The sequence below is a fragment of the Streptomyces malaysiensis subsp. samsunensis genome (assembly GCF_024519315.1).
GTDB lineage: Bacteria > Actinomycetota > Actinomycetes > Streptomycetales > Streptomycetaceae > Streptomyces > Streptomyces malaysiensis.
This window is the reverse complement of sequence record NZ_JANIIC010000080.1, coordinates 1-25,320: the sequence shown is the minus strand read 5'-3', so window position 1 is coordinate 25,320 and position 25,320 is coordinate 1. Positions and strand designations below refer to the sequence as shown.

The following is a 25,320-nucleotide window of genomic DNA, read 5'->3' as shown; positions in this document are numbered from 1 at the left end:
CCGGTGTCCACGATCACGGGGAAGGCCCCACCTACGACTCTGGGAAACACAAAGTGCTGGCCGAAATGAGACTCGACCAGCACTCTCATGAAGCCCGTGGGCCATCAGTACGTGTCCGAGGGGGGATTCGACCACTGCCGATACGGCTGTGGTGGCGCAAGGAAAGCTCCACCTGTGAGACCGAACGTGAATCACGTGTGCAACGTCACGCGATTCCCCACCGGCAGCGTCAGCCTCCCCAGCTAAACGTTCGAGCCCGGCCCGCCAGCAGTCAATCGGGCTCCCTACGCCTTGTGGTGCGGCAGATCGTGGGCAACCGCGCCGGACTCTTGCGGCCGCCAGTCGAGGACAGGGTCTTCGGCCAGTAGCGGTCGGAGCGCGCCGAGAACCGCGCCGATGCAGACGTCGCGCAGCTGGGTGCGGGTACAGGCCTCGTGGGTGAGCCAGTCGACACAGAGGACCTGGACGAAGACCAGCCAGCTCTTCAGGACTCCAGACACGGCCTCGCGGGCGCTCTCGTCCGCGAGTGGGAGTACGGCCAGGAGCCGCGTACGGAGCGCGTCCAGCTCATTCGTCATGACCGTCTGGATCACCGGGTCGCCCGCGAGGACCCGGTTTGCGGCGAGGACAGCGTTTCGGTTCGCCACGAAGTAGTCGAGATGGATGTCCATACCCTGGATGAGCTGCTCCACCAGAGAGTCGGCAGGGTCGAACCGCGTCTCGGCGAGCAGCTGGTCCGCCACCTGTTGGTAGACGGCTGCGAAAAGGGCGTGCTTGCTGTCGAAGTGACGGTAGAGCAGGGCTCGGGAGACACCGGCCTACCGGCTCGGGGTGTCAGCACGAGACGATGTGCCCACCCGACCCAGCGCAGGGGGTCTGAAGTACACCGCTGCCCTGCGGCACATCCCCGGCGTCAGCCAGTGGACAGCGGTAGCCGCCGCAGTCGACTGCACGCGCGACCGCTTCTCCTGTCCGCTGGCCAGGGCTCTCGATAGCTGGGCCGGTCAGATACCTATCGGCAGGCGCGAGCAAGCGCTGTTGCATGACGAGGTGCTGGCGTGGGGGCTGCGGTTCGCTGAGGAGTATGAGGAGGCCGGCGGGGTGCTGGCCGCGGCCGCGAGCGAGCGGCTGTATTGGCAGGTCCGGGACGCGCTGACGTGCTCAGAAGAAGTGCAGCAGGTGGCGCAGCCATGGCGGGAGGCAGGGAGGACAGAGCTGACGACGCGGGCCGTGGAGGAGCGGCTGAATGCCTATGTCACCGCCCTGATGAACCCACTGGGCTGAGCCAAAGCAGCCCGGGGCGCGGGCACGGTGGCGAGCGCCGGGCCCGGCTACCACGTCCGGGAGCGGAGCCGATCGCACACCCGCACCGGGGCACCCGCGAGTACGGGCTGGCTCCCGGCTGACAGCTCTGCGACGCCTCCGAATCGAACGGCAATATCACTCGCCGTAACACCTCCCCAAGATCTGTGCCAGAGCCCGAAACTCACTTACAAAGCCACACGGCACTGTTTATGCCGACTACGCCGCCTGGCGCGACGAGGGAATCTTCGCCCAGCTCAACTACGACCTGACCGGACTGGCGCGGGTGAAGGAGGGGCGCAAGCCCGAGCCGACCGCTTCCGTGATCGACACCCAGAGCGTGAAAACTTCGACCAACGTGCCCGTGACCAGCCAGGGAACGGACGCCGCGAAGAAGATCGTCGGCCGGAAGCGCGGCATCCTCACCGACACCATCGGTCTCATCCTCGCCGTGACCGTCACCGCCGCCGGCCTGTCGGAGAACGCCCTGGGAATCCGCCTCCTCGACCAGGCGAAGGAGACGTACCCGACCATCTCCAAGAGCTGGGGCGACACCGGCGCGACGACGAGCTCTCGGCCGGCGACCGATCCGAGGTCGGTTTCGACGCGGACCCTTGCCAGCAATGCGGCAGCGGACTCGATCCTGCCCTTCGCCTCGGCGCGCCGCAGCGACGTCTCCAGTCTGCCGAGCGCCGTCTTCGCCGCGGCGTCGTGCGACTCCACTATGACCACATCGTGTCCGGCTCGGGCACTGACCTCTGCGATGCCTGCTCCCATGAAGCCACCGCCGATCACGGCCACGTTCGTCATGAGTCCTCCATGGTGTGCGTCCAATCCACCATTGCCTTGTGCCTATCCACGGACTCTGCCCATCGCCCTCACAGCCGTTTCGCGAGTTGACCTGGCCGCTCGAAGGCTGTGATGCGTGCACGAGGTGGCGCCTCGTTGCCGTGCGTTCTTATGAAGTCGGTCAGTTGCCGAGATCGTCGCTCGGCCAGTAGTCCATGGCGGCCAGGCCTTCGGCCATGAGGCCATAGCCCACGTTGTCTTGGAACATTCGGCGGATCTGCTGGCTGAACAGGTTCCGTGTCGAGCGCAGTGTGAGGTTGGGCTTTGCGGCGAGTTGGCGGGCAAGTTCCATGGCACGTGGCATGAGGTCCGCCGAGGTGTGGACCTCGTTGATAAGGCCGAGGCTCAGAGCCTCGTCAGCGGGAATGTGTTGTCCGGTGAGCAGCATGTAGCGGCCCCGGTTGAAGCCCATCAGCAGGGGGTAGATCACCTGGATGCCGTCGCCCGGGACTAGGCCGTTCGAGAAGTGCGGATGATCGGCGAACACCGCCGTCTGGGCAGCAAGGGTGATGTCACACAGCAGCGCGATCTCCGAGTGGATGGTTGCCGGGCCGTTGATGGCGGCGATCATGGGGACCTCGATGTCGAGGTGGCTCATGATGAGGCGGCGACCGGTGAAGTGGATCCGGTGCCACATCTCGGGCGTGACGGACATGCCGCCGAAGCCTTCCTTGTCGATGAACGTTTCGCCTGAGCCTGTGAGGACGACGACGCGGTTCTCGGGATCCCGGGCGATGTCTTCCCACAGTGATGCCAGCTCCTCCTCGGGATCGTGTCCCCACACCAGGTCGTGTCCGTCGGTGTGCATCGTCGCGACGAGAATCCCGAGGTCGTCGCGTTCCAGCTTCACGTGGTTATACTTCGCTGCGTATTCCTCAAGTCGCGTCACCAGCATGGTGATACTCCTCCTTCTCGGGCGGCGAGATTCTCGGGGGCTAGCCTCGCGCGGATGATGAGCGATGGTCGGGATGGATCGAGTCGCCGTCGACCTCGTGTGCCTGGTAGCGCGTGACGTAGGCAGCGGACTCTTCGAGGCCCATCATGATCGTCCCGTGGCGTTCAGTGACGAGGCCGCTCAGCTCGGGGTGGGTGAAGACGAAGAACCTGTCGTGTTCGATGGCGTGGACGGCGTGCTCACCGACCAGTCGTGGGTCCATCCCGCCGGAGATCAACGCGGCAACGCCCGAACGTGACGTCCCGGACGTCGGCCCGCCGAACCGTCCAGGCCGGCTCCTGCCGGACTCGGCGATATCGGTGGCTACGGCTCCGGGCGCGAGCCTGCAACCGATACGCCCACGCCCATCACGTTGACCGCGAAGCTTCACTCCACCATCGCGGGCGGCGATGCCCACAATGGCTCGGCGTTGTAAGTGACCCCGCGTTGTTGGCAAGGATGTCAACAGGCCCGAGTCGCTGCTCGACGTCCTCTCGCAGCGCCTCGAACTCGTCGAGTTCGGAGACATCGGCCCGGAAGCCGGACACCGTTCCTCGCTCGCCGAGCTGGTCGACGGCAGCCTCGACGGCTTCGGCGTCGATGTCAACCACCGCCACCGCTGCGCCACGGTCGAGCAACGCCCGCGCGATGCCAAGTCCGATGCCAGAAGCCGCGCCCGTGACCAGAGCACGGGCTCCCGCAAGGTCTGTCATGACGGCACTCCCACTAGACTCCTGTTGCGTCTGTACTCCTGCTACCGGCTCTCGGCAGACTGGAGCTTGTTCGCGGCCAGTCGGTCCATCGTTGCCTGGGTAGCGATTCTGGCCTCGGGCAGTCCGGACATGCGGACGGTGTAGGTCTGCTCGAGGGCGTAGCCGTCGAACAGGCCGAGCGGCTCGCATCCGTTCATGGCGCTCTTGGCAAGCCTGACTGCGTTCTTGCCCTTGTCGGCGATGTGGCTCGCCAGATCGATCGCCCGGGTCCGCAAATGATCGTGCGGGACCACCTCGAACGGCGCTCCCCAACGGACCATGTCCTCGGCGCTGACGGGATCTGCGGTGAACAGCATTCGCCTCATGGCCTGCTCCGGCAGCATGCGAGCGGCAAACTTGGCTCCACCGAGCACTCCCACATTGAGCTCGGGGAGGCAGTAGGTCGAGCGATCGCTCGCCACGACCAGGTCGGCGCACGACACGATCGCGAAGCCCGATCCCAGGGCGGGGCCGTTGACCGCCGCGATGACTGGGATGCTCGCGTCGTAGATGGCCTTGAGTGACCGCCAAACCCGGGCCATGCGCTTGTCGCCGTTGTCGGGAGAGAGCTCGAGGAACTCGTGCAGGTCGTTGCCGCCCGAGAAGGCGCGGTCACCGGCCCCGGTCACCACGACGGCGTTGAGCCCGTCGTCGTGACCGACATCCTCGAAGAATGCCCGAATCTCGTCGAACATGTCCTCGCTGATCGCGTTGACCGCTCCCCTGTTCAGCGTCACCACCGCTACACCCGAGGAGACCTCGTCGACCGTCAGGTACTCGTACTGTGAACTCATCTCGTTCTTTCCTCGACTCTCTGGCTCTGCCTCGCGGTGGCGTTGTCCGGCGTCCACTCCCACTCCCGGAGCACGCTCTTTTGAATCTTTCCGCTGGGGGTTCGCGGAAGTTCACGCACCACGACCAACCGCTCAGGGACCTTCTGCAGCGCCAGGCCCCGACGGAGCAGGTGTTCACGCAGGTCGAGAAGCGTCGGCCCCTCCCCCGCCGGGATGACGTAGGCGCACACGCGTTCGCCGGTCTGGGCATCGGGCGATGCGACGACGGCCACGTCGATGACCGCCGGGTGGGCGAGGAGCACCTCCTCGATGTCGCGGGCACTGAACTTCTCACCGGACCGGTTGATGATGTCCTTCAATCGCCCCGATACCCGCAGCGACCCGTCTGGGTCCAGCACTCCGAGGTCACCGCTTCGTCCGAAGCCGTCAGAGGTGAACGCACCAGCATTCTGATCGGCGTCGAGATAGCCCAAGAACATGTCGGGTCCCTGCCATACGATCTCTCCCTCGGTGCCTGCGGGGAGCCGAATCTGGTCGTCGTCGATCACCTTGACCATCGTCGCCCCGAACGGATATCCGTCGCTGACTTCCCGTTGACGGTCTGGACCATTCGGCCAGTTGGCGACCACCGACGGGCATTCCGATGCTCCGTAGAGTCGGTAGGTCGGGCCGATCCTTGCTTGAGCCGACGCGATCAGCTCCGCACTCATGTCCGCACCCCCGCAGGCAACGATTCGGATGTGGCTCAGCCGCCTGCTCGGCGCCGACGGGGACTCGCTCAAGCCCCTGATGAACGGCGCCGAGACCATCGTGAACGTCGCCTTGTGATCCCGGATCTGCTGCCACGCCTGCTCCGCGTCCCAGCGATCTTGAAACACGACGCGAAGTCCCAACAACACGGGGGCAAGACAGCCCCACAGGAAGCCGGTGATGTGAGTGACGGGCGAGGGCATGAAGACAACGTCGTCTTCGGTCAGCTCGTAGACCGAGGCTTGTGAGAAGACCTCGTACCTCAAAGTGTTGTGGCTGTGGAGAACGCCCTTCGGCGATGCTGTGGTTCCCGACGTGTAGAGGAGAAGCGCAATGTCGTCGGCCCCGACGGGCCCGACCGTCGACGGCGTCGCCGACCGCGCGTCGAGTCCTGCCTCGGGCTCCGTGTCGAGACCGGCGCCGAGCTCGACGTGGCGCACCACGGTATTGGGCGACACCGAGAGTTGCGCGTACACCTGCCGGTAGTCACAGCCGCGGTGAATGAGTGGCGTCACCACGAAAGAGGGAGCAGATGCGTCCAGAATCTGAGAGAGCTCGTGTCCCCGGTAAATGGGCACTATCGGATTGACCACGGCTCCGAGCGAGAGCGCTGCCCACACGTACGCGAGCGCCTCTCGGCCGTTCGGCAACTGCACCGAGACGACATCGCCGGCGGTCGTACCCGCGTCGGCGATCTCCCGAGCCAGCCCGGCCGCGGCACCACGTAGCTCGGCGAACGTCAACTGGCCGTGCGCGTCAGCGACGGCCACCCGGCTAGGCCACTTCTCCGCTGCCTCGTCCAGTGCGCCAGCGAGGACACGACCTTCCCAAGCCCCGCTCCGGCGATAGGCCTCGCTGACATGCGGTTCTGGATACCGCGTTCCCCTCACCAGCTCCTCCTTATTCTGACCTACCCGGCGGTCAGAATAACGCATCGGCCCTGGGCGGCGCCAGTGCCGGTCCTGGCCGGCGCCGCGGGTTGCCACCGGCGCCTCGGCGGTTCTTCGGGTTCGTCCCACCCAGGATTACGCCTCTCAATTCAGACTACCTGTTAGTCAGGCTATGGTTCTGTGAGTTGACCTCAGTGGCCAGTGGAGAGTGAGGAACAGGACATGGACTTTTCGTTCAGCGAACGAGCGACACAGGTGCGAGCGCGCCTGCTCGACTTCATGGCCGAGTGTGTCTACCCGAGCGAGGCTGTCTACGCGGCTCAGATGGCTGAAGCCGGTGATCCGCATGCCGTGGCCCCGGTTCTCGAGGAGCTCAAGGTCGAGGCCCGCTCTCGTGGACTGTGGAATCTTTTCCTCCCCGACGCCGAGCTCGGCGCCGGACTGACGGTGGGCGAGTATGCGCCACTGGCCGAGATCATGGGGCGGAGCGTGCTCGCTTCTGAGGCTTGTAACTGCTCTCCGCCCGACTCGGGCAACATGGAGTTGCTCGCGATGTATGGCAGCGCAGAGCAGAAGAGCCAGTGGTTGGCTCCGCTGCTGGACGGAACGATTCGGTCGGCCTTCGCCATGACCGAGCCGGATCGGGCCAGCTCCGACGCCACGAACATCGCCATGAGGTTCGTCCGCGATGGTGACGACTACGTGCTCAACGGCCGGAAGTGGTGGACTTCCGGCGCTCTGGATCCGCGGTGCGCCTTCCTGATCGTCATGGGGCGCACCAGCGACGACGGCCCTCGGCATCGCCAGCAAAGCCAGATCATCGTGCCCATGGACGCCGAAGGCCTCACGGTGCTGCGCAACCTCCCGGTCTTCGGCTACCGGCACCGCGAGGGCCACGGGGAGATCGAGTTCGACAACGTCCGCGTTCCGGCATCGAACCTGATCGGCAAGGAGGGCGACGGATTCGCCATTGCCCAGGGACGCCTAGGGCCGGGTCGTATCCATCACTGCATGCGAACGGTCGGCGCTGCCGAGCGAGCGCTTGAGATGATGATTGATCGATCTGTCTCCCGCTCCACGTTCGGCGAGCGCATCGCCGAACGCGCGAACGTGCGAGACTGGATCGCGCAGGCACGGATCGACATCGACATGGTCCGGCTGCTGACCCTCGAGGCGGCGTGGCTGATGGACACCGTCGGGTACAAGCAGGCCGCATCCAAGATTTCGGCGATCAAAATCGCCGCACCCGAGGTGGGCCTTCGAGTCGTCGATCAGGCCATTCAGATCCACGGCGGCGCCGGTGTCTCCGACGACACGATCCTGGCCGAGCTCTGGGCCCATCTGCGAACCATGCGGATCGTCGACGGGCCTGACGAGGTGCATCGGATGGCCATCGCTCGCCACGAGATCCGGTCCCGCGCGGGGCAGGGCGCATGACCGGGACCTTCGAAGTCGAGGCGGCCGAGCAGTGGATCCGCGACCAGGGCTTTGATGTGGGTCGCCAAGTCGAGGTACGCCGGCTGGGCGAGGGCAACTCGAACATGACTTACCTACTGTCCACCGAAGGCGCCGGTCTCGACCTAGTACTCCGCCATCCACCAAGCTCGTCGGAGGGCTCGGTCGCGTACGTGAGGCGTGAGTTTGAGATTCTCTCCAGTCTCGCCGGCACCGACGTTCCGGCGCCAGCACCGCTGGCGATCTGCAGCGATGCATCCGTGGCGGGTGCGCCGTTCCTCGTGATGGAGCACCTCGCTGGGACCGTGGTGAACTCCCTCAACGACGTGCGTCGTCTGTCCGTGGACGCCCGAACCCGAGTTGGCCCCGCCCTCGCGGCGTGCCTGGCCCAGATTCACGCCGTCGATCCGGCGACCTGCGGTCTCGACAACATCGGACCACACAAGAGCTATGCGGAGCGTCAGATCAACCGGTGGGCGCGGCGATGGACCGCCGTCGGCAACGCCGCCGACGACGAGGTCGCAGAGATCACCGCGTTCCTGACGCTGAACGTTCCTCCGCAGGAGGAACATCGGCTCGTTCACGGCGACTACAGCCTGGGCAACGTGCTACTCGATGGTACAGGGGCCGTCACCGGAGTGCTGGACTGGGAACTGTGCACCCTCGGCGAACCACTCGCCGATCTCGGCACTCTGCTCGCCTACTGGCCGGACCAGCCGGATGTACACCCGGCCACCGACGAAAACCTCACCCTCGAGCCAGGGTTCACTCGCCAAGCGGACCTTGTCAGCACGTATGGCGCACTGTCGGGCCGGGACCTGACACACCTGGGGTACTACCGGGTGCTCGCCTACTGGCGGCTCGCCATCATCATCCAAGGCGTGCACCAACGCTGGCTGGTCGCTCCCGAGTCCGCCAGTGCTGGCGCCGCCGGGCTCGGCACGAAGGCCGAGCGGCTGATCCACCTGGGGCACACCCTGATGCGACGATCAAACATGAGGTGACCCGACCCGGACAGGGCTCACCCGATGACGTGCTTCCTGCCGCGTCCGTTGCAGTTCCCGGATGCTGCGGCTGGATGGGGTACGCGTGGCGTTGCGAGCCCGGACGGAGTAAGGCCCTGTCCGGGCTGGTGCGGGCGCACCGGCGTGCACTCGGACGCGCTCGCCGAGGATGCAGAACGAGCTCGAAAGGGCCCGGGCGATATGTCTAGGGCGCCAACCGCTTCTCGCCCTGCGTAGCCAGGCTCTGGAGTCCGCCCACAATGAAGTCTGCGCACAGGTCTGCGAGCCGCTCGTCGCCGGCGGCGCCACGAGGCTGATACCAGGTATGCATCCAATTGAGGACGCCAAAGGCCAACAGCGACAACTGCTTGGCGTCTAGGGCAGGATCGATCTCACCGCGGAGCTGCTCGCTCTGAATCAGTGACAGGACGAAGCGCTCGTACGCCTGCCGCATCACCATAATCGGCGCCATCCGCTCGGGGCTCAGCGATCCGACCTCCTGGAAAAATACAGCGATCTTCTCCTGATGGGTGATCGCGTGGCGAACATGGAGCCGTGCCCACAGCCGCAACTTCGCTGCGTCATCGAGATCGTCCCGAGCTTCGATCTCGGTGATGATGTTCTGAACATCTTCATGGATCTCGGCGAAGATCTCGTACAGCAGATCCTCTTTGGAGTGGATGTGGTAGTATAGGCTCGGCTTGAGAATTCCGACCTCGTCTGCAAGGTCTTGCATCGAGGTGTTGGCGTACCCCTTGGCTCTGAACAACTTGGCCGCAGCATCGCTGATCTGCCGTTGACGCTTTGCCGACCGAGCTCCGGTCGATCTCCGTGCCGACATGTCGCTCCCGGGCGTGAATCCGCGTTGGTTTACTGGATAGTCTCACCCTAGCAACTACCGACCAGTCGGCCATATTCGGCAACGGAGCCGTGAAATGGAGTCAGCGATGGCGCCTGTCCCGCGCGCCGCTGTGGTCACCGGGGCAGGTTCGGGCCTCGGACGCGCCACAGCGCACTTGCTCGCCGCCACCGGCTTCCATGTCGTGGCCGCCGACCTCAGCCCGCAGCCCGATGCCGGAGTAACGCCCGTCACTTGTGATGTTCTCGATGAGGTGGACGTGCGCGCTGCCCTCGACACAGCTGCGGATCTCGCGCCACTCCGGCTGGTGGTGCACTGTGCCGGGATCCTGGGAGACCCTGCCCGAATCGTTGACCACTCCGGCTCCGCAGTTCCGCTGGCTGAGTTCAAGTCGATCATCGATGTCAACCTCGTCGGCACCTTCAACGTGTTGAGACTTGCCGCAGAACGGATGCAACACAACCAAGTCGTCGACGAGGAGCGTGGCGTCGTCGTCACCACCGCGTCCGCTGAGGCGTTCGAGGCGCCTGTGGGGCACGTCGCGTACGCGACATCCAAGGGCGGAGTGGCGAGTCTGACCCTGCCCGCCGCCCGCGATCTGGCGTCTCGACGCATCAGGGTCGTCAGCATCGCGCCCGGGATCTTCGACACTCCGATCCTTGCTCACGTTCACCCGGAGTCCTCACAACAGGTCCTGGATCAGATTCCTCATCCACACCGGCTCGGGCGTCCACGCGAGTTCGCCGAGCTGGTTCTGCATGTGGCCTCCAACCCCATGCTGAATGGGGTGGTCATCCGGCTCGACGGCGCCCTCCGAATGGCTCCGTGAGGCCTGGCTCGTTCAGTAGAGTCGGCCCGGCGCTACGGGCGCGGGCAGACACAGGCCACGTGAGCTCCGGCCCAGTCCAGCATCACCGGGAAGCCGATCGCGCAGCGGGGCAGGCTCGCCCAGCCGTCGAGACCTGGTCGCCTCACACTTGCCACGCCACTGATACTGGTCGCGGTGGTGCCTGGCGTGACGACGACGTACCCGTCCTCGTCGAGCTCCACCTGCCCGGCGACGAGGGCGGAACGCGGGTCGTGGCCGATCGCGATGAAGAGGCCAGCTGCCTCGATCTCGCGCTTCTCAGCGGTACGGGTGTCGACAAGGGTGAGGGACGTGAGGGAGTCCTCGCCGTTGATGGAGACCACCGCCGAGTTCCACGCGATCTCGAGCTTGGGGTCGGCGAACGCGCGATCCTGCATGATCTTGGACGCCCTCAGCTCGTCGCGCCGGACCAAGAGTGTTACTGAGGACCCGAACCGGGTCAGGAACGTAGCCTCTTCGACCGCGGAGTCACCGCCCCCGACAACGACGATTGGTTTGTCGCGAAAGAAGAGGCCGTCGCATGTCGCACACCACGACACCCCTCGGCCCGAGAGTGAGTCTTCGCGGGGCAGGCCGAGCCTGCGGTAGCCAGATCCCATCGCCAGGATCACTGACCTCGCGTAGTGCTCCTCGGTGACGGTACGTACAACCTTCACCTCGCCGGTCAGGTCGACTTCGGTCACGTCGTCAGGAATCAGCTGGGCACCGAAGCGCTCAGCCTGGCCCCTCATGCTGTCCATGAGTTCTGGACCCATGATTCCGTCGCGGAATCCGGGAAAGTTCTCCACGTCGGTTGTGTTCATCAGTGCGCCACAGCGGTGACTGAGCTCTCGTACACGACGGGGGCAAGTCCGGCCCGCGCTGTCTACACGGCGGCGGTGTAGCCGGAGGGACCAGACCCGATCACGATCACGTTCCGTGGCTCGGTGGAGGAGGAGGTGGTAGGCATGCCGTGCTTTCTGCGGTCGATGTTCGGGCGTGACCGGGAGACCACACCTGAGGCTTGGGGCTCAGGTCAGTGGCTAGCTCTGCTCCACCGCACCGGTGTCGAACCGGGCGCGCAGCATCCGCTTTGCGAACTTTCCGGTCCCGGTCTTGGGCAGCGCCTCGATGAAGTGCACCTCGTCCGGCAGCCACCACTTCGGCACCAGCGGCCGCAGGTGCTCCAGCACGTCGTCTGCAGTGATCTGAGCATCTTCGCGTGCGACGACGAAGGCGACGGGACGTTCAGACCAGCGCGGGTCGGGTTTGGCGACCACGGCCGCCTCGACGACGGCGACATGCGCCATGATGTGGTTCTCCAGCGCGACGGAGGAGATCCACTCTCCCCCGGACTTCACGAGATCCTTCGTGCGGTCGACCAGGCTCAGGTAGCCGCTGGGGTCAACGGTGGCGATGTCTCCAGTCCGCAGCCAGCCGTCTACTGTGAAGGCGCTCTGGCCGGAGCCGTTGAGGTATCCAGCAGCGATCCACGGGCCGGACGCCTGCAGCTCGCCCGCAGCGGAACCGTCCCAAGGCTGCTCCGCTCCTGTTTCGGGGTCGACGAGGCGCAAGTCGAACAATGGCACGGGCCGTCCCTGCGTCGCGCGCACTCGGGCGCGCTGTTCATCAGCCAACGACTCGTGCTCACGGCGCAGCGTCGCGATCGTGCAGATCGGGCTCGTCTCGGTCATCCCCCAGGCTTGGGTGATCGGCAGACCGATCGCCGCACGCCAGCCCTCAGATAGGCTCTGCGGAACAGCGGCACCGCCACAGAGCACCATGCGCAGGCTGCTCAGATCGTGCTTGTGGAGCAGTGGCAGCGCGCCCATCCAGATGGTCGGGACGCCAGCGGTCATGCTCACCCTGTGGTTCTCAATCTGCGCCAGCAGCTCGTCGGGGGCCGTCTGAGTGCCGGGCAAGACGATGTCCGCGCCGGCGAGGACGGAGGTGTAGGGAAGACCCCACGCGTTGACATGAAACATGGGCACCACGGGTTGAACGCAGTCGCGCTCTCCGATGGCCAGCACGTCGCTAGCCAGGCTGGCAAGCGAGTGCAGCGCCGTTGAGCGGTGGGAGTACAGCACCCCCTTTGGATCGCCTGTGGTTCCCGACGTGTAGCACAGAGTGGCGGCCGAGTTCTCATCGTCCACCACGAATCGGCCGGTGTGCGCCGGCCCGGTGGCAAGAAGAGTCTCGTAGTCCATCAACCGAGGGTCGTCGGGCACCTCCTCGTCCGAGCCGTCATCGATCACCACGATGTGGCGGACCGACGGGATTCGGTCTGCCACCTGCCACAGGGCGGGCACCAGTGAGCGCTCGACGAACACGACGTCGTCGTGCGCGTCGGCGACTACGAACGCAAGCTGGTCGGGGAACAGGCGGATGTTGATCGTATGGAGCACCCGCCCCGAGCACGGCACCGCGAAGTACAGTTCCAGGTGCGTCTGCGTGTTCCAGCACAAGGTGCCGACTCGGGCATCCGCCGGCACCTGCAGCCGGTCGAGCGCGGCGGCGAGCTTCCGGACGCGCTCGAAGCACTCGCCGTAGGTGGCGCGCTGCTCTCCCGAGGCGGTTGCTGTCACGATCATCTTGTCGGCGAACAGGGTCTCTGCCCGGTGGAAGATGTGGGGTAGACCAAGCGGGCGGTCCTGCATCAGCCCGATCATCGAAGACTCCTTCGGAAAGGTGGGGCCGGCACGTTGGGCGTCGCCGGCGTGGTGCTGGGTTGCATCGACGCGCCGCTCAGCTCCGAACCTCGAGCTCGGTCGAGTCGCCGATGAGCTGCGTCTTGTCGGCCAGCGACTGGTCGATAGGCGAGTTCTTCATCAGCAGTGCCACAGCGGCGATCACCAGCCCAGAAGCTGCAAAGACCAGCCAGACATAGTCGTAGTTCTCCGGCCGCGGTACGGCCGTATTCGGAATGAACGATGCGGTGAGCACGGCCGTGACAATCGTGGGGCCAAGCGATGCGATCGCGGTGTTCGCCACGCGCGCGCCACCGGTGAGCATGCCGCCCTCGCCGGGGCGGGCTGCGCGGAGGAAGCTTGCCATGCTCGCGGTATAGGTCAGCGAGTAGGAGAGCCCCAGGATGACTAGTGCGACGATGTACTGCCACGTCTCGGTGTGGTTGCTAGCGAACCAGAAGAACATGACCGCAGCCAGCACACCGCCCGCAACCGCGGAGGCACGCGGCCCGATTGCGCCAATGACCGGGCCCATGAGCGAACCGCCGAAGGCGATGATCAAACCCACGGGGAGCAGGTAGACGCCGGTGGCAAGAACCGTGCCGCCAAAACCGTATCCAACTGCTGCCGGCGTTTGGACGTAGAAACTGATTGCCAGAGTGCTGGCGATCGCGACGCTGGCGATCGCCGCGGCAGCCAGGTATGCCGGCCACACCTCACGTCGGCGCATGATCCGAAGATCCAAGAGAGGATCTTGGCACTTCAACTCCCACATGGCCCAGACGACCATGAGCACGACGGCCACGGCGAGCAGCGCGATGGTCTTCGATGAGGTCCATCCCCATTTGTTTCCCTGCCCGATTCCGATCGAGAGGGCCGACAGCGCACCGGCCACCAAAATCGTTCCGAGGTAGTCGATGCTGGAGCGGGTGCGCGTCGTGCTGTCCGGGACGAACGCCCACGCCAAGGCGAGTACAAGGACCGACAGTGCCGTCATGATCCACAACACGTGGCGGACGGTCCCGCCCTGGTCGAGCACGAAGCCGCCGAGCAAGAACGAGATTGCGATCCCAGCGCCCATCGCCGCAGTCATCAATCCACTGATTCGGTCAACGCCACCGGTGGTCCCTGCCCGCAGGCGCAGCACGGCGTAGAAGAGCGGGTAGGCGGCGCTGATGCCCAGGATCGCCCGACCGCCGATGTAGATCGACGGACCAGTGGCAACGGCGCACACGATGTTCCCGACCACGATGAACAAGAGGCTGATCAACAGCATTCTCCGCACGCCGAAGATGTCACCGAGGCGGGCGAGCAGCGGGACCGTGGCGGCGCCGGCGATGGTGGATGCCGATAGCGACCACGCCCCTTGCGCGGGCGTCATGTGGAACGTCTCGTTGATCGCCCCGAGCAGCGGAACGACTGCCAGCGTCTCGGTGTCAGCAGAAATGACCAGCAACGAGCCGATGAATCCGATAGTGACCGCCGGGGGGATCGGCAGGGCGTTCAAGCGTCGATCGACACTGGTCCCTCGCCTTGTCAACGCCGCAGCCTCCAACGGGACTGAGACCTCGGTCATGTGCTGTACCTCCATGGTGCTGCGACGCCTTCAAGAGTCGCCGCGGACGGGTGATTGGCTGGCCCCCTCGAATCCCGAAGTACGACCGACTGGTAGGTTGTAAAACGTGATGGTAGTCACCATCGCGACGGGAATGCAACGGCCTGGCACCACGCCCTTTACGGCGATGCCCGGGTCGCGGGCAAGCGGAGCACCGACGTTCTTGAGACCCGCACCGTCAACGAATCCGAACAGCAACGGAGACCAAAGCGGCCATGCGCGAATTTCTGAAGCAGCTCACCACAGCCGTGGCATGGGCGACCACTGAGCCGCACGCCATGCAGGCCTATCGCCAAGATCAGTGCCTGATCGCCGAGGCCGGGCAGCCGCTCGCCGTGGTCAGACCAGCGACAGTCGGTGAAGTCGTAGCAGTGGTCGACCTGTGCCGCACGCACGCGGTACCCCTGGTACCCCGCGGCGCCGGTACCGGCCTTGCGGGAGGCGCCAACGCACTTGACGGGTGCGTCCTGCTCCTCCTCGACGCCATGGACCAGATCCTCGAGATCGACCAGGTTGCTCAAAGCGCTCGCGTTCAGCCCGGTGTGGTCAACGCAGACCTCGATAAGGCTGCCGGCGAAGTCGGACTCTGGTATGCGCCTGACCCCGGGAGCCGCGCGCTCTCCTCCATCGGAGGCAACGTCGCCACCAATGCCGGCGGCATGTGCTGCGCAAAGTACGGAGTCACTCGCGATCACATCCTGGCTCTCACGGCGGTCCTCGGTACAGGAGAGGTGCTCCGAACAGGTACAGCCACCAGGAAGGACGTCGCGGGACTAGACCTCAAGCACCTCTTGATCGGATCTGAAGGGACACTCGGCGTGATCGTCGAGGCAACGGTAAGGCTGCGGCCGAGGCCGCAAAGGCTCTCGACCGTCGCCGCCACCTTCCCGACCGTCCAATCAGCGATTGACGTGGTCCAAGCCTTCGGCAGGGAGTTCAATGCAGCAGCAACGGAGCTGATGGACCGCACTACCGTGTGCGCTGTTAACGCGATGACACAGATGGGTCTCGACGAGGCAGCCGGGGCGGTGTTGATAGCCCAGTTCGATGGCGCAGACGCCTCACAGCAGGCCGAGCGATGCGCAGCGATGGCCGAAGGTGCCGGAGCGGAGGCGTTCGCCACCGACGACCAAGACGACGGTTCGGCGCTGATGGAGGCTCGGCGCGCCGCATTGCCCTCGCTCGAGCGAATGGGATCCACGCTCCTCGACGACGTTTGCGTGACCCCGCACCGCCTTCCCGCGCTCATCGACGCCATCGAGCGGATCGCCCTTTCACACGGCGTCACCATCGGCACCTTTGGCCACGCAGCAGACGGAAACCTCCACCCGACCATCGTTTTCGACCCAGCCGACGACCGTCAGCGCGTCGCGGCTGCCGCGGCCTTCGATGCCATCATCGCCGCGGCTCTCGACCTGGGCGGCACCGCGACCGGCGAGCACGGCGTTGGAAGCCTCAAGACGCCGTACATCCGCCGTCAGGTCGGCGACGTGGGCACCTCGCTGATGCACCGGATCAAGGCCGCCTTCGACCCCAGCGGCATCCTCAATCCCGGCCGCGGATACTGATGGGCAGCACTCATCGACGCGCGGCGGCAGCATCCGCCCGGTCAAGCTCCGACCATTGCGCCTCCGACCATTGCGCTCCAAGCATTGTGTCGACGGTCACCCGTGCCGTAGTTTGAATGGAGTCTGTACGACCAGTCGGTCGGAACTGCGGGCGAGACAGCACAATGAGCGGGCTCGGAACGGGCAACTCTGGAAGGGCGACTTCAAAGTGAAGTTCATCATTGCCGGTGCTTCCATCAGCGGCATGGCGGCGAGTTGCGTGCTCGGTGCGGCCGGCCATCGGGTCCGTGCGTACGAGCTGCTGGAAGGACGACTGGAGGATCGCGGTGCCGGACTTGTAGTTGATGAGAGCCTGATCGCCAGTGTGACCGGTCGGCCGGCCAGCGCCCTCGGCGCAATGAACGTCCGGGCCAGAAGGGTGATGGTGGAAACCATCCCCGGAACGACGTCGATCCAGGAACACCCGGCCGGTTTCGGGTCGACCACCTGGAGCTGCTTGCACCAGCACCTCGTGCGGAGCCAGGACGCGACCGTCACCTCGGGCGTAGCAGTTGTCGGCGTCGAGGATCTTGGGGATCGAGTGCAGGTGCGGCTCTCGGACGGATCAACAGACACCGCCGACGGGGTGATCCTCGCCGACGGATACGGGTCGAGACTCCGATCGTTGGTCGACCCACAGGCCGAAACCCCGCAGTTCGAAGGCATCGTCCTGCTTCGCGCGGTCATGCCCGAGGATGCCTGCCCACCTGAACTCCGGAACGCCGTCTTCGACGACAGGATGCACCTGCACAACCGTCCCGGCGCATACGGACTGATGTACACGACCCCTGGCACCGGCGGCACGGTCGCGCCAGGACTCCGCAGCGCTAACGCAGGTATCTACCTTCCACTGACGCGCGACGTTGTCGAGACCTTGTTCATGTCGGCGTCCGGAACGCCCCGAAACACGGTCGCGGCGGGGAGCTGGCTACCTGGAACCGCCGAGTCATTGGTCGCCGACCTGGACGAACGCTGGGACGTGACGATTCGCCATGTCATGCGCTGGGGTCTCCAGAACGAGTCGTTGATGGGATCTGCGATCTTTACCTTTCGGCCATCGCGAATCGCACACGGACGCATTGCCCTCATCGGGGACTCTGGGCACGCGACAAGCCCAATCACCGGAGCCGGCTCGTCCGCGGCACTCAAGGATGCGCTCGCTCTCGGCAACGCACTCAGGGACTCTTCGGGTCGTGATGTCGACTCCATCTTCGCCGCATACAACGATGACCGTCTCGACGCAGTGCAGAGCCTTGTAGACATCGGACGCGCATGGAGCCGCGACTTCCTGATTCCGAGCGTGACCCCGGAGAATCCTCCGATCGTGCTCGCAAGCGCGGTTCGCCAGCCCTGACCCTGCCGTCGCCGAGCAACGGTGGCGATCCGGCCCGCAGGCTTGGTGAACCATTCAATCGCGGACACCGCGCCCAGCACTGGCGCGGAGGCCGTCCAGAGCGACCCGCAAACGTGCTCGTGCTGGGCCTCGTCCGCATAGGTGGCGGCCGCGACGCCAGTGACGAGACGGCGGACGTCGTCGAAGGAAACGTCAGCCCGAACCGAGCCACTCGCCTGCGCGCCTACCAGCAGCGGCTGGCCGGCCTCGTGGATCAGGCGGATACAGGCAGAGAACAAGGGAAAGTCGGTGTTGAGGCCTTCGATGACCGTTCGCTCGGTGGTGAACGATGTGGAAGATCTGCTCGGCCAACGAGTGGTGGTGCGTGTTCGGGAAAGAGCGCCGCAGGAATAGGCGATTGCTCCTCTTGCTCGGTCCATCCAGGGAAACGCGGCGACGTCGACCGGGACGTTCGTATTTGGCGTCTTCAGGCGACGTCTCGCCCGGGCCGACCATGGGCTCGCTCGGCGTGGACCTCACGGCTGTCGATCGGGCCCACGAGAGTCGAGAGATGGTCCGACCTTGACCCTGCCATGCGCTCTTCCCGGGCGTTCACCGACGTGCTTCGGGCAAGAGTCGGGTGAGGCCAGCGGTGAGCACCATGGTTGCCGCAAGCACGTAGGACGGCCAGCGAACCCACCGGAGCCGCCCCACGCGAGGTAGATCGAGCCGACCACCGCCGAGTCGCGGCGCCGGCCGCGGACACGTCGCGGATGAGCGCCGCGGCAGGCGACATCCTTGCCCAATTGGATCCCTTCCCCGCTGCGGTCCTCTCGCGGCGCCACGACATCCTTGGCTACAACCGGGCCTTCAATGCGATGGCCGGCGACCTCGATGCGATCGACCCGGCCAAGCGCAACCAGATCTGGCTCTTCTTCGTCAACCCGTACTGGCGCCGCCGCCTTTTCCGTGACCGGCGCGAGACCGTGCACCATCTGGTCGGATCTCTTCGCGCCTCCATGGCCGCCCACCTCGACGACCCGGCCTGGACCACATTCGTAGATCAGTTGCTAGCCGTGTCCGATGAGTTCGCTGAGCTCTGGCGGCGGCACGACGTCGTCGACCAGGTCCCGCCCGCCAGGGACTTCTTGAGCCCCGCCGGCGACCTCCGCCTGACCTCGACCAAGTTCGCGCTCGAGGAAAGCGAGGCCACCTGGATGGTGGTCTTCTCGCCCCGCGACGGGGATACCCGCAGGCGACTCGAAGAGCTGGTCACTCGGGGCGCCAAGCAGCTCAAGGCGGTCTGAGCCACACGTAAGGCTGACGGACCGAGCTCAGACTTCAGAGGCGGGCCGCGAGTTCGGTGCCCTGCCGGATCGCGCGCTTGGCGTCCAGCTCAGCGGCCAGATCGGCCCCACCGATCAGGTGCGCCGTCCGGCCCGCGGCGGCCAGCTCGGTGTACAGGTCGCGGACAGACTGCTGGCCGGCGCAGATGACGACGTGGTCCACGTCGATGATCTGCGGCTCGCCGTCAACAGTGACGTGCAGTCCGGCGTCATCGATGCGCTGGTAGCCCACTCCGGTCAGCTGCTTGACGCCGACCTGCTGCAATATCGCGCGGTGAGCCCAACCCGACGTCTTGCCGAGCCCGGCGCCGATCGGCGTGGCCTTGCGTTGGAGCAGCCAGACCTCGCGTGGCGACGTCCTCGGCTTGGGCTCGGTGAGGCCGCCGCGGTCGGTGACGGGGTCACCGACGCCCCAGTTGGCCTTCCACTGCTCGACCGTGCGTGCCTCGTCGGTGAGGAAGTGACACACATCGACGCCGATGCCGCCGGCACCCACGACCGCGACCCGGTGCCCGATCTCGACGGTGCCGGTGATGGCGTCGACGTAAGACACTGCCTTCGGATGGTCGATGCCGTCGATCTCTGGAACGCGAGGGTTCACGCCCGTCGCGATCACCAACTCGTCATACGCCGTCAGTCCCTCGGCGGTCGCCGGAGTGCCCAGTCGCACGTCCACGCCCAGGACCTCCAGGCGGCGCCGGAAGTAGCGGAGAGTGTCGGTGAAGTCCTCCTTGCCGGGGATCTGCATCGCGAGCCGGAACTGACCCCCGAGCTCCGCGGCCTTCTCGAACAGCGTTACCTGGTGGCCGCGCTCCGCCGCCGCGACCGCCGTGGCGAGTCCCGCCGGCCCGGCGCCCACGACCGCGACCGACCGCGCACGCCTGGTCGGGGTGAGCACCAGCTCCGTCTCACGGCAGGCCCGCGGATTCACCAGGCAGGTCGTCGGCTGTCCGCCGAAGGCGTGGTCAAGGCAGGCCTGGTTGCAGGCGATGCACGTGTTGATCTCGTCTGCGCGACCTGCCGCGGCCTTATTGACGAGCTCCGGGTCGGCGAGCATAGGGCGCGACATCGAGACTAGGTGCGCCTGCCCAGAGGCCAGGATGGCCTCTGCCTGTTCGGGGGTGTTGATGCGGTTCGAGGCGATCACCGGGACCTTCACGACGCCGGTCAGGCGCGCGGTGTCGCCCACCCACGCGGATCGCGGCACCTGGGTGATGATCGTTGGGACCCGGGCCTCGTGCCAGCCGATCCCGGTGTTGAAGATATCGACGCCGGCATCCTCGAGCAGGATGGCCAGCTCGGCGATCTCCGCCCAGTTCTGTCCCCCCTCGACCAGGTCCAACAGCGAGATGCGGTACTGGACCAGGAAGTCGTCGTCGACCATCTCGCGTGTGCGCCGGACCACCTCGACGGCGAAGCGCATCCGGCGAGCGGCGGAACCGCCCCAGGCGTCGTCACGATGGTTGGTACGGGCCGCGAGGAACTGGTTGATCAGGTATCCCTCGGATCCCATGATCTCGACGCCGTCGTACCCGGCCCGCTGGGCGTGGGCCGCGGTCTCGGCGAATGCCGTGGCGGTTCGGTCCACCTCGGAAGTCGTGAGCGGGGAGGGCGTGTGTCTGGTGATTGGCGAGCGGATCGCCGACGGTGCGACGTTGCCGTCGGTCGCGCCGTAACGACCAGCGTGCAGCACCTGGAGCAGGATCTTGCTGTTGTGGGCATGGACGGTGTCGGCGACGAGCCGGTGCGCGTTGGCCTGCTCGGCGGTCGTCATTCGAGAGGCGCCCGGCCACAGCAGTCCGGCCTCGTCGGGTGAGTAGCCGCCGGTGACGAGCAGACCTACGCCCCCCTTGGCCCGCTCGGCGTAGAAGGCCGCGAGTGCTGGCAGCTGATCCAGATCGTCCTCGAGGCCAGTGTGCATGGAGCCCATGACGAATCGGTTGCGGAGTCGGACGGAGCCGACAGTCAGAGGCGAGAGCAGGGTCGGATAGCTCATTGAAGGAGGCCCTGCTAGATCCTCAGCCGACCGTCGTCGACGGAGACGGCGAGGCCTGCCGGCTGGAGCTCGACGGTGGAGGGAGGGACGTCGAGCAGATCAAGGAGCTCAGGGAGGTACTTGGTCAGCACTCCGGTGTCATGCGCTTCGGCGGCGGCGCGTGAGGCGTACCTCTCAATCACCGTGATCTGCAGCGGTTCCGAGCTCGGCTCGGCGAGAATCGCGTAGCGCAGGGTCTCGGGTTCGGTGTCCATCACCTCGCCAGCCAGGTCTGAGAGGAGGGAGAGCAGGTCGGGGCCGTGTCCGGGCTTTGCCTGGAGGCGGGCGAGGACGATGACTTCAGACAACGTGGAACTCCTTGTGGTTGTGCGTACTCACTGGTCGAGGACGGGCAGCCGCAACACGGAGGGTGTTTTCGCGGCGTGGTGCAGCGTGTGGCGTGCGGTAACCGCTTCGTCGAGGGTGCCGAACTCGGGGACGGTGCGGGTGTGGAGGTTGCGGCTGTAGCGCGGAAAGTTGAATCCGGCGACCTGCACCCTGATGCGGTGACCGCGGCGGAACTGGTGCGCGACGTCGTGCAGGGTGACGGTCACGCAGCTGGGCTCGTCGGGGCTGAGCCATGCGTCGTCGCTGTCGTTGCGGTATCGAGCTCGCTGGGCGCCCTCGGACACGTTCATGGCGAAGCCATCAGGCTCGACATCGACCAGGGTCACGCACACGTCGGCATCTGGCGCCGAGCTGGTCAGGAAGGCGACCAGCTCTGGCTGCCCCGCGATCGTCACGTCCGCCGTCAGTGGAGCGCTGGTATAGACGAGGACGTCGTCGCGACAGTCGACCACCCGCTGGTCCTGGATGCCCTCGGGGAGCGGCGCCCCGCCGCCGGCCTCGAACATGGCAGGTCCGCCGTGGGTGGGGAACGGGGCGCGCGGGTCGGCGGTGAACGTATCGGAGGCGGCGCCCGTCCCGTTGCTACTTCGGTGGGTCAGTTCCCCGTCGCCGGTTGCCGAGCGTGCGTCGCCGCCGGAGGTCAGGTGCCACTCGTCTGTCGCCGGCGCGGGCGGCCAAGAGGGAGCGTGTGCCCAGGTATTCGATCCGCCGACGAAGTAGGTGACCTGGTTGGTTCCACTGAGATAGGGAGCCGCGATGGGGAAGGCAGAGCCGTCACCGCCTCGCAGGTGACGGTCGAAATACGCGCCAAGTACCTGGCCCCAGATCGGGACGCCAGCCGCCGCGTTGGGCAGCACGCGGGAGCCGACCTGGCCGAACGCGACGTAGGTGCTCATGTGGGTCCAGGGCCCGGCGATCATCTGGGCGTTCTCGTTGTCGGAGAGTCGCTCGGCCAGCTGGAACTGGGTGGGAGCGCAGAAGTCTCGGTACCCGGTCACCTGGAGGAACGGGATGGTCACCCGCTCGGGCTCGGTCAGCAGGCTTGGCTTGTCCCAGAACGGGTCGTGTGGCGAGCGGAGCCAGTCGGTCCAGAACGGCGCGAGTCGGCTGTCGTCGAGCGGAGCGATGTCGGTGAGCGGAAGCTCGGCCACCGTGTTGTGTCGATCGGCCAGAGCCTGGGTGAGCACTTTGAGTGCGTGCTTCCGATCCTCGGAGCTCAATGAGCTGTGGTCGAGGCCGGCCAGCGCCAAGCCTAGGCCGTAGGTCGTCAGGAATCCGAGCTCGAAGACTCCTCCCGGCCGGGAGGTGTGGCGCATGTCGACCGTGCCGATCATGGCTACGGCTGCCTTGAGGTGCGGGTTCTGCGAGGCAACCGCCTGCAGCACGGTCATACCAAGGTAGGACGAACCGTATATCCCGACATTGCCGTCGCTCCACGGCTGCTCCGCAACCCAATCGATCACATCGTAGGAGTCGTTGTACTCCTGAGTGATGAAGTCGAAATCACCACCAGACGCGAATCGGCCGCGAACATCCTGCACAAGAACTGCGAAGCCCTGACGTGCCAGCCACAGCGGGTCAGCGACGATGCCCGAGACGCGGAAGGGATCCGTACGGTTGTACGGGGTGCGATGCAACAGCACCGGCCAACGGCCATGCTCGACGGGCCGGTACAAGTCGCCGGTGAGAGTGACGCCGTCGCGCGTCGTCATCTGCACCCCGGAGTCGATCAGAGGTTCATACATCGTTCACTCCTCTAGCTGTATCCGCCAACCGCCGATTACGGCACGAGTCCGGTTCCTACACCCGAGCGACTTCCGACCTACCGGTAGGTCTGGTTGCTGGAGACTAGTCACTGTCCCCCGTCGATGCAATGGGGGGCGATGCGGCGACCCGAGGTTCGAGTCCCCCAGCCCGACCCCAGCCCCGCAGGTTGCTAGCCGATGCCACTCTGGGCTCTGGGCTCTGGCGCAAGCGACCGGAGAGCGACTTGCCACGCCGCCTCGATCATCTGGAAGACCTCGGCGACGGCAGCTTCGGGCTCGGGCGCCTCGCGGCTGACAGAGAAGGCGTCGATGACGAACCTCGCGATGATCCGGCAGGACGTGGTGTCCAGCGGCAGGTTGAGGTCGGCTGCGATCGCGACCGCCAGCGACTCGGCATGACGTAGGCGCATCGACTTCTCATAATCCCGCAGCGCAGGCGACTCGTCGATCATCCGCCAGAACGGAGCGGTGCCGTCGGCCGTGCAGTGTCGTATCAACGCCTGGATCTCGCGCTCCAGGCGCGGCAGGAGCTCCTCACCCGGCTCTCGGTCAGTAACGGCTCGCCTGAGACGCTGCTCGAAGTCGTCATCCAACTCGAATACGAGGGCCTCCTTTGACGAGAAGTGGGAGAAGACGGTCGTCACGGCCACGTCGGCTTCGGCGGCGACCTCGCGGATTCCCACCGCGTCGTATCCCCGTTCGAGGAAGAGTCGCAACGCGGTCCGGGCGATCTTCTCGCGTGTCGCGGCCTTCTTGCGCTCGCGCCGCCCCAAGAGCACTTCGGTCATGCCCCAAGCCTATCAGTTAGCAAACCACAACCGTTGTGAAATCCGAACAGATAGTGTTACGTTCGACGCATGAGGAAAGTGATCTTCGCCGAGTACGGCGACCCCGATGTCTTGCAGCTGGTGGATGCCGCGGAACCCCACGCTGGGCCTGGAACGGTACGCATCGCAGTGCGGGCCACCGGCGTGAACGCTCACGACTGGAGGAGTCGCGAGGGTCAATTCCGCAAGTCCCACCCAGTCGAACTGCCGACCGGTGTGGGTCTGGACGCCTCCGGAGTGGTCGACGAGGTCGGCGAAGGAGTCAGCGGCGTGGCAGTCGGTGATCCGGTGTTCGGGGAAGGGCATGAGACCTACGCAGAGTTCGCCGTCCTAACCGCATGGGTCCCGAAGCCCAAGAATCTCACGTTCGAGGAGACCGCCGGATACGCCTCCGTGGTCGAATCCTCCCTGCGGGTGATGGAGCAGGTCGGCATCCGGCCCGGAGAGACGCTGCTGGTCAGCGGCGCGTCCGGCGGAGTCGGTTCGGTGGTGCTGCAGGTCGCGCGGGAGCGTGGAATCAACGTGATCGGCATCTCCGGTGCGAACAATCAGGACTATCTGCGCAGCATGGGAGCGCTCGCCACGACGTACGGCGACGGCTGGGTCGAACGAGTGCGAAAATTCGGCCGAGTTGACGCTGCCCTCGATGTCGCAGGTTCTGGAGTCGTTCCCGAACTGGTCGAGCTGACCGGAAACCCGGACCGGGTCATCTCGATGGCCGACCTGAGCGCCCCTGAGCACCGCGTTCGCTTCTCAGGAACGGCCGGAAGCGTGCAAGACGCCCTGCACGAGGTCATCGACCTCATCGCGACCGGAAAGCTACGCACGCCGGTCGAGAAGACCTACACGCTCACTGAAGCCGCCCAGGCACAGATCGACAGCAAGGCTGGCCACACACGCGGCCGCAGAGTCATCGTCATCTGAAACGGCAGGCACACGCGAGAAAGTGCCGACAACACAATCAGACCACGTTTTCTCAGCCGCTTGAGCGGCACGGCACGCCGACAACGGCTCGCCGACATGAACTGAACCGGGCCGTATGGAGGCCCGGCGGGAATGGAGTGACATGTCCACCAAGCGCATCGCCAACCTGCACCCCATCGGAGCAGAAGGACACCGCTACTACGAGGTCCCCGGCGCTCCATCATCGGAGGCGGATTCGCCTCGGAGGTCGTCGCGCCTCTGATGCCCACCATCTTCCTCAGTGACGCCGACCGGAGATTGATGGACTTTGCCTACCTTGAGGCCGGCATGCGGGCACAGGAGGCCGGTTACGATGCGATGACATCAACTCCGTCGCGGACGGACCTGTGAAGTTCC

At 65.7% G+C, this 25,320-nt stretch carries 20 protein-coding genes and 6 pseudogenes; 10 read left to right on the top strand and 16 right to left on the bottom strand.

Going from position 1 to position 25,320, the window contains the following annotated elements; all coding sequences use genetic code 11:
- Positions 1-284 precede the first annotated feature (284 nt).
- Positions 285-818, bottom strand: a pseudogene (locus tag NQU54_RS42340) (TetR/AcrR family transcriptional regulator); the annotation flags it as partial.
- A 214-nt stretch (positions 819-1,032) separates the two neighbouring features.
- Between NQU54_RS42340 and NQU54_RS42335 the strand changes: the two are divergent.
- Positions 1,033-1,284, top strand: a pseudogene (locus tag NQU54_RS42335) (aminoglycoside phosphotransferase); the annotation flags it as partial.
- Between the two features lie 217 nt (positions 1,285-1,501).
- Positions 1,502-1,861, top strand: a pseudogene (locus tag NQU54_RS42330) (transposase); the annotation flags it as partial.
- 14 nt (positions 1,862-1,875) lie between these two features.
- Here NQU54_RS42330 and NQU54_RS42325 read toward each other — a convergent pair.
- From NQU54_RS42325 to NQU54_RS42300, 6 genes and pseudogenes are all read right to left on the bottom strand, one after another.
- A pseudogene (locus NQU54_RS42325) lies at positions 1,876-2,112 on the bottom strand (FAD-dependent oxidoreductase); the annotation flags it as partial.
- A gap of 160 nt (positions 2,113-2,272) precedes the next feature.
- Positions 2,273-3,046 carry an enoyl-CoA hydratase/isomerase family protein gene (locus tag NQU54_RS42320; RefSeq protein WP_257635644.1) on the bottom strand — a complete coding sequence of 258 codons (774 nt, stop codon included), beginning with the start codon at positions 3,044-3,046 and terminating at the stop codon, positions 2,273-2,275.
- A 40-nt stretch (positions 3,047-3,086) separates the two neighbouring features.
- On the bottom strand, positions 3,087-3,308 hold the full coding sequence (locus NQU54_RS42315) for a hypothetical protein (protein WP_257635643.1): 222 nt from the start codon (positions 3,306-3,308) through the stop codon (positions 3,087-3,089).
- A gap of 145 nt (positions 3,309-3,453) precedes the next feature.
- Complete coding sequence (locus NQU54_RS42310) at positions 3,454-3,798, bottom strand: SDR family NAD(P)-dependent oxidoreductase (protein WP_257635642.1); 345 nt, start codon at positions 3,796-3,798, stop codon at positions 3,454-3,456.
- Positions 3,799-3,839: 41 nt separating this feature from the next.
- Entirely contained in the window at positions 3,840-4,631 is a 792-nt protein-coding gene (locus tag NQU54_RS42305; protein ID WP_257635641.1) for an enoyl-CoA hydratase/isomerase family protein, read from the bottom strand.
- Positions 4,628-6,271: an AMP-binding protein gene (locus NQU54_RS42300; RefSeq protein WP_257635640.1), complete on the bottom strand. Its 1,644-nt coding sequence runs from the start codon at positions 6,269-6,271 to the stop codon at positions 4,628-4,630. The genes NQU54_RS42305 and NQU54_RS42300 overlap by 4 nt, the downstream gene beginning before the upstream one ends.
- Positions 6,272-6,493: 222 nt before the next feature.
- Between NQU54_RS42300 and NQU54_RS42295 the strand changes: the two genes are divergently transcribed.
- Both NQU54_RS42295 and NQU54_RS42290 read left to right on the top strand, forming a co-directional pair.
- Complete coding sequence (locus NQU54_RS42295) at positions 6,494-7,708, top strand: acyl-CoA dehydrogenase family protein (protein ID WP_257635639.1); 1,215 nt, start codon at positions 6,494-6,496, stop codon at positions 7,706-7,708.
- A complete protein-coding gene (locus NQU54_RS42290; RefSeq protein WP_257635638.1) occupies positions 7,705-8,730 on the top strand; it encodes a phosphotransferase family protein in 1,026 nt (341 codons plus the stop codon). Before NQU54_RS42295 ends, NQU54_RS42290 begins: the two co-directional genes overlap by 4 nt.
- 205 nt (positions 8,731-8,935) lie before the next feature.
- On the opposite strand, the gene NQU54_RS42285 is transcribed toward NQU54_RS42290, so the two are convergent.
- On the bottom strand, positions 8,936-9,571 hold the full coding sequence (locus tag NQU54_RS42285; RefSeq protein ID WP_257635637.1) for a TetR/AcrR family transcriptional regulator: 636 nt from the start codon (positions 9,569-9,571) through the stop codon (positions 8,936-8,938).
- Positions 9,572-9,665: 94 nt separating this feature from the next.
- Here NQU54_RS42285 and NQU54_RS42280 point away from each other — a divergent pair, with 94 nt between their 5' ends.
- Entirely contained in the window at positions 9,666-10,418 is a 753-nt protein-coding gene (locus tag NQU54_RS42280; RefSeq protein ID WP_257635636.1) for an SDR family NAD(P)-dependent oxidoreductase, read from the top strand.
- 82 nt (positions 10,419-10,500) lie between these two features.
- Here NQU54_RS42280 and NQU54_RS42275 read toward each other — a convergent pair.
- The 3 genes and pseudogenes from NQU54_RS42275 to NQU54_RS42265 form a co-directional block, all read right to left on the bottom strand.
- A pseudogene (locus tag NQU54_RS42275) lies at positions 10,501-11,406 on the bottom strand (NAD(P)/FAD-dependent oxidoreductase).
- Between the two features lie 73 nt (positions 11,407-11,479).
- Positions 11,480-13,105: a long-chain fatty acid--CoA ligase gene (locus tag NQU54_RS42270; RefSeq protein WP_257635635.1), complete on the bottom strand. Its 1,626-nt coding sequence runs from the start codon at positions 13,103-13,105 to the stop codon at positions 11,480-11,482.
- A 76-nt stretch (positions 13,106-13,181) separates the two neighbouring features.
- Positions 13,182-14,699, bottom strand: coding sequence for an MFS transporter (locus NQU54_RS42265; protein ID WP_257635634.1), 1,518 nt, complete (start codon positions 14,697-14,699; stop codon positions 13,182-13,184).
- Positions 14,700-14,953: 254 nt separating this feature from the next.
- Between NQU54_RS42265 and NQU54_RS42260 the strand changes: the two genes are divergently transcribed.
- A complete protein-coding gene (locus NQU54_RS42260; protein ID WP_257635633.1) occupies positions 14,954-16,306 on the top strand; it encodes an FAD-binding oxidoreductase in 1,353 nt (450 codons plus the stop codon).
- 208 nt (positions 16,307-16,514) lie between these two features.
- Entirely contained in the window at positions 16,515-17,699 is a 1,185-nt protein-coding gene (locus NQU54_RS42255) for an FAD-dependent monooxygenase (protein ID WP_257635632.1), read from the top strand.
- A gap of 131 nt (positions 17,700-17,830) precedes the next feature.
- On the opposite strand, the pseudogene NQU54_RS50365 reads toward NQU54_RS42255, so the two are convergent.
- Positions 17,831-18,118, bottom strand: a pseudogene (locus NQU54_RS50365) (SbtR family transcriptional regulator); the annotation flags it as partial.
- A gap of 333 nt (positions 18,119-18,451) precedes the next feature.
- Here NQU54_RS50365 and NQU54_RS42250 point away from each other — a divergent pair.
- On the top strand, positions 18,452-18,985 hold the full coding sequence (locus NQU54_RS42250) for an MmyB family transcriptional regulator (protein ID WP_257635631.1): 534 nt from the start codon (positions 18,452-18,454) through the stop codon (positions 18,983-18,985).
- Between the two features lie 34 nt (positions 18,986-19,019).
- On the opposite strand, the gene NQU54_RS42245 is transcribed toward NQU54_RS42250, so the two are convergent.
- The 4 genes from NQU54_RS42245 to NQU54_RS42230 form a co-directional block, all read right to left on the bottom strand.
- On the bottom strand, positions 19,020-21,020 hold the full coding sequence (locus NQU54_RS42245) for an NADPH-dependent 2,4-dienoyl-CoA reductase (protein ID WP_257635630.1): 2,001 nt from the start codon (positions 21,018-21,020) through the stop codon (positions 19,020-19,022).
- Positions 21,021-21,034: 14 nt separating this feature from the next.
- The gene (locus tag NQU54_RS42240; RefSeq protein ID WP_257635629.1) at positions 21,035-21,367 is read right to left on the bottom strand and encodes a putative quinol monooxygenase; all 333 of its coding nucleotides are present in this window, start codon (positions 21,365-21,367) and stop codon (positions 21,035-21,037) included.
- A 27-nt stretch (positions 21,368-21,394) separates the two neighbouring features.
- Complete coding sequence (locus tag NQU54_RS42235; protein WP_257635628.1) at positions 21,395-23,152, bottom strand: CocE/NonD family hydrolase; 1,758 nt, start codon at positions 23,150-23,152, stop codon at positions 21,395-21,397.
- Positions 23,153-23,343: 191 nt separating this feature from the next.
- Positions 23,344-23,961: a TetR/AcrR family transcriptional regulator gene (locus NQU54_RS42230; RefSeq protein ID WP_257635627.1), complete on the bottom strand. Its 618-nt coding sequence runs from the start codon at positions 23,959-23,961 to the stop codon at positions 23,344-23,346.
- A 69-nt stretch (positions 23,962-24,030) separates the two neighbouring features.
- On the opposite strand from NQU54_RS42230, the gene NQU54_RS42225 reads away from it, so the two are divergent.
- Both NQU54_RS42225 and NQU54_RS42220 read left to right on the top strand, forming a co-directional pair.
- Entirely contained in the window at positions 24,031-24,924 is an 894-nt protein-coding gene (locus tag NQU54_RS42225; protein WP_257635626.1) for an NADP-dependent oxidoreductase, read from the top strand.
- Positions 24,925-25,185: 261 nt separating this feature from the next.
- The gene (locus tag NQU54_RS42220) at positions 25,186-25,314 is read left to right on the top strand and encodes a hypothetical protein (RefSeq protein ID WP_257635625.1); all 129 of its coding nucleotides are present in this window, start codon (positions 25,186-25,188) and stop codon (positions 25,312-25,314) included.
- The last annotated feature ends 6 nt before the right edge of the window (positions 25,315-25,320 follow it).